The following is a 3,471-nucleotide window of genomic DNA, read 5'->3' as shown; positions in this document are numbered from 1 at the left end:
CGCGGTCCTGTGCGTCCCTGTGCATTTTGTCGACGAGGGCGGCGACGCGCTTGTTGTCAGAGTCGTCCCGGCGCCGGGACTGGAGCCGGGTGAAGCCGTCTTGCGTGTCTTTCATATAAGTAGCCTGCGGTCCTGTCCGCTATGGCGAGCCCGGTCGAGGGTGCATGGCGGCGGGGCGGCTGGATGCGTGCCCCGTCCTCGACCTTCATCACGAGGTAGCGCAGACCATCCATGAGGTGGTCGTTCTTCTTTCCAAAATTGACGCGCTCGACGCCGTTCTCGTCCTTTTTTTTGGCCCGGTGGTATAGTCGGCTCTCCTTGAGCGTGCTCGTCAGCGTCGAGAATATCTTGAGCTGCCCGGTGCAAAGCAACATCCAGACCATCTGTATCCCCTGATCCACCGCGTTGTTGGCGATCGACAGGTTCAGCCCGAGATCACGATATTCGTGCAACAGTTGCTTGCCATCGTTCTGGGCTCGCCCACGAGCGGCCGGGTCAATGATGCCCGGAACCCACGCCCCACGGGTCTTGATCGCCTGCGCATGGACCGCCGGGAGTTGCTGGCCCTGATAGTGCTCGCTGTATAGGTAGATCGTGCTGTCGGCCGGGTCTTGCGCCCCCCAGATTGCTGCCGTGCGATTCCAGCCAACATCCAGCGCATATGCCCGGCGCCAATACGCCGGAATCGCGAATGGGTGGCAGTTTATTTCCTCGTCCGAAACCGGGTAGATCGCGCCTGCGCCCATTGACGGGATACCTTTCGACCGCGCCTCCCGCAGGTGCGGAGGCGTCGAGATCAAGAGGTCTCGCTTTACCGTTTCATCCAGATGCGGCACGTCATCCCATCCTGCGTTGACCGTGTATTTGGACCTGGAAACCTGACCCATGTAAGCCTCTCCCGCTCCGGCCGATCAGGCCGCGGACATATCCTCGTTGAGGTCTGCTGGCCTCATATCCTCGGGCAGGAATGCCTGAACCGTTTCCGTCATGCCGTCGAGCGGCGTGAACGTCAGCAAGACAACCCCCTTCGTCGTCGCTGTGCGGATCAAGCACTCGTTGTAGACGTCCTCGGGGCACTCTTCGTCAAGCCAGACACCGTGCTGTGCCGTGCCCTCGAAGCTGCCGCGCCCCTGTTGATATGACTTGAGGCCCAGCTTGGACCACCGGCCCGAGATGTGCTTGACCTTGATAACGTCCGCTAGATCCGGCACGCCCTGCTTCCAGGACACCTGCCCGAGCGCGCGGCCGGGTATCATTCCAGTCCCGTCGAATGCTTTGCGCTTGTCCACCGATGCGACGTTGCCGCAAAGCGACGCCTGCACGATGTCCCGTGTTGTTTCGTTCGTCTTTCCCGCCGCCCAGAACCGCACCGGGCCGCTGAACCTCCTGCCCGTCCACCACTCGGGATATTGCCCGGTCAAGTGGGCAGCGACCTCGTAGGCGCCCGCAATCGTCTTGCCGCACCGATTTGCGGCCATGAAACACCGTTCCGAATAATTCGCGCCGGCGTCGAAGAACTCCAATTGCTTCGGATACTTGTGCCGCGCGTGCATGATTTCGCCGCTCGGCAACACCGTGTCGTCGTCCGGGAACATCCGGTAGAACGCCCGTTGAGTCTCACGCCGGGCCAGCTCAATGATGAGCGGCGCCGCCTTGACCCAGAATTGTCGCTCCTCCGGGGCGAACTGAACGCTCATTTGGTCGGAATATACCGCTGAACAGTATAGCCTTCCGTCACGCCCATCTCGGCCAGGCGTTCCGCGAGCGCAGGCGGAACGACAATGCCACCCCCTTCGTTCATGCCCCTGTGTGCGTTGATGAAGGCACGAATGCGCTCGACGTCGCTCACTGCACCGGCCCCGCCAGCATCTTCATCACGTCCTCGATGCTCAGCCCCGTCTCATTCAGCACGGACTGGAGCTCGGCCACGATTTCCTCGTCCTCGCGCTGATCGAAGTTGTGGGTCACATTGACCTGTTGCTTCTCGCCAAAGTCGTCAGCCGCCACGCGCGCCATCAACCACTTGCGAGTGTCCACCATCATCTTGGCGCGGTCGATGTGCCGCCGCGTATAGCGGAACGTCACCTGGCCATCCCCCTCGATCCGCTCCACCTCACCACTGTCGAGCGGCACCGTGACCTTGTATTCAGTCTCGTGCTCGTCGTCGGACAGAGACACAATCTGATCGGCCCAGGCGTGCATCTGGGAAACGCGCGCGCGCGCATATGCCTGACCGAAGCCGGGATGTGTTTCCGTCCACCTTCTGATCGACCTTGCGTCCGGCATGTGTGGCTCTTTGCCCATCTGGTCGACGGTCTCGCCATTTGCCATGCGGTCACATACTTCGTCTGCGATTTCCTGGCAGAAGCGCACGACCGGCTCTATATCCCCGAGGGCGCGGCGCAGGCACTGGACGGCATGTTTCACGCCTTCCTTGTCCGCGATGGTATCGGCAAGGGCCTTGATCCTGTCCTCTGGTGATTTCTTGCGGGGCATGTGTGGGAAAGCCTGTGCCAGCGGGGGAGTGTTGAATTGTGCGGCTCCAGATACACCGCACAAAAAAAACGCCCGAGCCGGTGGGGCTGGGCGCCGATGAACGCAACTGTGTCAAGTCGCGCGCGATTATCATGTAGATACTCGGATAACGCTTATGCGTCAACACCCGATACGACAGGCCAAGCGATCGAGTGCATCGCGCAAGTGCGCCTTGCCCGCCTCGTGGTGAAAGCCACGATATTCCCGCAGGCGCCCGATTGCCTGCCCCTCGCAGGCCACGTTGATCAGGATGCGATAGTCGCCTTGGGGAATGCGCCTGGTGATTCCGACAAGTGCGCTCATTCTGTCAATCTGGATTGCGATTGCTGCGTCGGGCTTGGGGCTGCTGTCCACGCGCTCTTTTGACCAGTCGTTGCCAATCCCCTTTTCGGTTGCTTCCCACGCCGCGCGCAATTTCTTCCCTGCCTCAAACCCGCTGGCCGAAATCCAGCCACGGCGATGGTAGACATCGAGCATGTCGTAAAATTGGCGGCGCGTGACGCCGTTGGGGTTCCGGCGCTTCACCTCACCCGTCTCGGGAACGACCTCGGGGTCTGCCGCCTCCACCACGTCGCTCTCACGCGACCGGCTTGCTGGCCCATCTGCCCCCATATCCCAAGGCGCGGGATTCAACCTGACCTGTGCGCGAGGTTTTGCCGTGGCCTTGGTGCCGTGCTTGAGTCTCCGTCGTTTCTTAGCCGCCATGTCACTGCCCTCTCTTGCCATATTGCTTTTCGGTCTCATTGATGACCGCTTGCCTGGTCCAGTCGTCGGTGATGGTTTCGGGGTCCAGCACCACAAGGCCGCGTTGGTGCCATGCCTTGGCATACGCCTCGTGATTCCGTCGCTGCGCCTCTGATCCCGTGGGCGGGTCGGCGTTGGCGCGGTGATAGATGCTGGAAACGCCCCGGCTCATTCGCGCACCACCCCGAACGC

Annotated in this window: 6 protein-coding genes; all 6 read right to left on the bottom strand. The window is 61.5% G+C overall.

The genetic code is table 11. The features are described 5' to 3' along the window. Positions 1 to 56: 56 nt before the first annotated feature. Entirely contained in the window at positions 57 to 887 is an 831-nt protein-coding gene (locus AC52Q4_RS02095) for a hypothetical protein (RefSeq protein ID WP_495535148.1), read from the bottom strand. Between the two features lie 24 nt (positions 888 to 911). Beyond that, positions 912 to 1,697, bottom strand: coding sequence for a terminase large subunit domain-containing protein (locus tag AC52Q4_RS02090; RefSeq protein ID WP_495535147.1), 786 nt, complete (start codon positions 1,695 to 1,697; stop codon positions 912 to 914). After that, positions 1,694 to 1,849 carry a hypothetical protein gene (locus AC52Q4_RS02085; RefSeq protein ID WP_495535146.1) on the bottom strand — a complete coding sequence of 52 codons (156 nt, stop codon included), beginning with the start codon at positions 1,847 to 1,849 and terminating at the stop codon, positions 1,694 to 1,696. Before AC52Q4_RS02085 ends, AC52Q4_RS02090 begins: the two co-directional genes overlap by 4 nt. Next, positions 1,846 to 2,496, bottom strand: a complete 651-nt coding sequence (locus AC52Q4_RS02080; RefSeq protein ID WP_495535145.1) for a terminase small subunit-like protein — start codon at positions 2,494 to 2,496, stop codon at positions 1,846 to 1,848. Before AC52Q4_RS02080 ends, AC52Q4_RS02085 begins: the two co-directional genes overlap by 4 nt. Before the next feature lie 159 nt (positions 2,497 to 2,655). After that, complete coding sequence (locus AC52Q4_RS02075; RefSeq protein WP_495535144.1) at positions 2,656 to 3,105, bottom strand: hypothetical protein; 450 nt, start codon at positions 3,103 to 3,105, stop codon at positions 2,656 to 2,658. Positions 3,106 to 3,241: 136 nt separating this feature from the next. Continuing rightward, positions 3,242 to 3,471: hypothetical protein (locus AC52Q4_RS02070; protein WP_495535143.1), on the bottom strand; the 230-nt coding region annotated here is incomplete at its 5' end.

Source organism: Nitrococcus sp. (assembly GCF_059432795.1).
Note: the sequence above shows the minus strand (reverse complement) of the source record. Positions and strands in the feature narration are given on the sequence as shown.